Below are 2,185 nucleotides of genomic sequence, written 5' to 3' on the forward strand. Positions count from 1 at the left end.
AGAGCATGCCGCGTTGAAAGGCACGTTCGGTGGCCCGGTCGCGAAGCCCGAAGCCCGCCCGCCTGCCGTTCCCGTCAAGAAATCGGTCACGCCCGACTACATCATCAGCTTGGAGGATGGAAAGAAGTTCAAGTCGCTGAAGCGCCATCTCGCGACCCACTATAGCTTGACCCCCGACGAGTACCGAGCCAAATGGAATCTGCCGGCAGACTATCCGATGGTCGCGCCGAATTATGCTGCGGCTCGCTCTGCTTTAGCCAAGACCATGGGTCTGGGTAGAAAGCCTGGTCAGACCGAAGAGACTGCACCTGCAAAGAGGGGCCGCAAGAACGGCGCGGGCTAAGCGTTGTTCCGGCGTGCTGACTTGAAAGGCGGGGAGAACCCCGCTTTTCGCCGCCAACCCGGCGAATTCCTCAGCGGTCGGTACATGCTGCCGTCGGTCTGGCTCTTAGGCAAGCAAGAGCCGATCATCTTTCCTTTGCTGAGATAGACTGAGAGAAGCGGGTGTGATGTTTTCTGACAAATACAAAACGGCGCGCCGCGCGCGTTTGTCGAGGTTCGCCCCCTAGAAATGGGCTCAGCTGTGGGCGGGCTTTGTGCTTCGCATCCTCCACTCCGTTGCGTGCCTACCACCTCGTTCAGCGGCCAAGCCAGTCGTTTTCTGCCGCCCACCAGGGAAGAGCTCGGGGTTTTGAGAGCGGAAACCAGCCCGATGGGGGTGCACCGGATGCTGACCATTACCATTAAAAATCGTATCCCTCCCGCCAAGGGCGCAGCGCCGTTTGTGACCTCTCAAAATTCGCCTGACGTTGCCTCCAGGCACTTAAAAACTTTAACAGTAAGGCTCGCCGCGCCGTCGCCCAACTGATCGCCTTTCTCGAACAACAGGCAGAGACCACTGAGGCCATCACCGTGAAAAATGCGGTCGACCTTGGCCGCACGCCGTGGCTAACGCCGCTGCAGCGAGGAGGGAGGTTGACAATGAATAGACGTCAGCAGAAGCCTGCAATCCAGCAGGCCCGGATGTCATGCCATTCTTGTGGCGGACGCCGTGATCACGTCTGAACAAGCAGCGTGTGTCGCCGCCCGTTCACCCTCATTTACGCGAACAACTCCTTGTAACCGGTTGTCATCATCCAGTTCGCTCGATCGAGATGGCTTCGCGCTGCTTTGCGCGCGCGCACCGGCTCTTCCGCCGGATCGATGCCGAGGATGACCTGCGCCATCTCCTCATAACTGGCATCGTCGGCGGAGGCGTCCAGGAACCTCAAATAGGTCTTGGAGTGCTCCTTGTCGTAGGCGGTCAGGCTGTCCGACCAGGGGACTTCGTCTTCAAGACCTGGTTCAACGTCTGTGTATTTCATCACGATATCGGGCTCCGAAAACAACTGGTCCAAGACTTCGCTTCGACAGGCTACCCGAACCCGAGGGAATATCGACCTCAAGGCGACATTCCGATCATCGTCTGCAAGTGCCTGCTCGAAGCGAGAAACGCTCCTTTGGCGGTGCAACTCCAGGTTAGGGATGAACTGCTAAAAGCTCAAGACTGTTTGGCTCGCAGCCGAGTCCGCCGACTGCTCGGCCGTTAATTTCACATAATTTCACATTCCAATGTCGACCCAGAGCTGACGGCCGAAACGCGCTTAGGCATTGGGATGCGCCCGTAATGGAGGCTAGGCTTCCGTGTCGATTCCAAATCTTTTGCTCTTCGGCTGTCCGCTCAACCGTCTTGACCAGGACGACCCTACAGCCTATTTCACCGGCCACGTTAGCACTCTCCACTGGCGAGTGCCAACTACGCTCCGGCAACGGAAAACCGTTCAATCTCCGCACCAGGGATATCCAAAATGGCAAAGTCGAATTTCCGGCCGCTGCATGATCGCGTGGTCGTTCGCCGGGTTGAATCCGAATCCAAGACCGCCGGCGGGATCATCATCCCGGATACGGCGAAGGAGAAGCCGCAGGAAGGGGAGATCATCGCCGTCGGCTCCGGCGCTCGCGACGAAAGCGGCAAGCTCGTCCCGCTCGACGTCAAAGCCGGCGATCGTGTGCTCTTCGGCAAGTGGTCGGGCACGGAAGTCAAGCTCAATGGCGAAGACCTTCTGATCATGAAGGAATCCGACATCATGGGCATCATCGGCTCATATCAGGCCCTTTCGTCAACTGAATTCCCGGGCTCGATTGA

General features: G+C 58.1%; 3 protein-coding genes and 1 pseudogene. 3 read left to right on the top strand and 1 reads right to left on the bottom strand.

Annotated elements, in window-relative coordinates; translation table 11 throughout:
- Both EOA28_RS33390 and EOA28_RS40630 read left to right on the top strand, forming a co-directional pair.
- A partial coding sequence (locus EOA28_RS33390) for a MucR family transcriptional regulator (protein WP_128315724.1) occupies positions 1 to 343 on the top strand: 343 nt, incomplete at its 5' end.
- A 503-nt stretch (positions 344 to 846) separates the two neighbouring features.
- A pseudogene (locus EOA28_RS40630) lies at positions 847 to 960 on the top strand (histidinol phosphatase); the annotation flags it as partial.
- Between the two features lie 140 nt (positions 961 to 1,100).
- Here the strand turns inward: EOA28_RS40630 and EOA28_RS33400 are convergent.
- Entirely contained in the window at positions 1,101 to 1,364 is a 264-nt protein-coding gene (locus EOA28_RS33400; protein WP_128315726.1) for a DUF2285 domain-containing protein, read from the bottom strand.
- A 483-nt stretch (positions 1,365 to 1,847) separates the two neighbouring features.
- Here EOA28_RS33400 and groES point away from each other — a divergent pair.
- Positions 1,848 to 2,185: co-chaperone GroES (gene groES / locus EOA28_RS33405; RefSeq protein ID WP_128315725.1), on the top strand; the 338-nt coding region annotated here is incomplete at its 3' end.

Origin of the sequence: Mesorhizobium sp. M2A.F.Ca.ET.067.02.1.1 (assembly GCF_004023285.1) — a bacterium.
Lineage (GTDB): Bacteria > Pseudomonadota > Alphaproteobacteria > Rhizobiales > Rhizobiaceae > Mesorhizobium.